General features: G+C 63.9%; 1 pseudogene. It reads right to left on the bottom strand.

Annotation, left to right across the window (positions count from 1 at the left end):
- A pseudogene (locus tag ADL01_RS26865) lies at positions 1 to 194 on the bottom strand (hypothetical protein); the annotation flags it as partial.
- Between the last annotated feature and the right edge of the window lie 105 nt (positions 195 to 299).

Here is a 299-nt window from a genome sequence, read left to right as displayed (position 1 = left end):
ATCAGGTTGCCCTTCTCGTCGGTCAGCGCGAGAAACAGCAGGCCATGGGCCTTGTGTTTCCCGCTGAAGTTCCTGCGGTTGTCCGCTCCGGTGCGGCGGGGGTTACCGATCAGGGTTCCGTCCAGCAGGACGACCACGCCGCCACGTTTCGCGATCTTCGATCGCCTGCTAACGATCTCGCCTCCGGCCAGCACGAGCCGGCCACCACACAGCCACACCAGCCCCCGTGACCTGCAAAACTAAGGATGGGAGGGCTTCAGTGGGAGTTCCTCTGTCATCCGGAGGGCAGCATGCCCCTG

Source organism: Streptomyces sp. NRRL WC-3618 (assembly GCF_001280005.1).
Lineage (GTDB): Bacteria > Actinomycetota > Actinomycetes > Streptomycetales > Streptomycetaceae > Streptomyces.
This window is presented reverse-complemented; position numbering and strand designations above follow the sequence as displayed.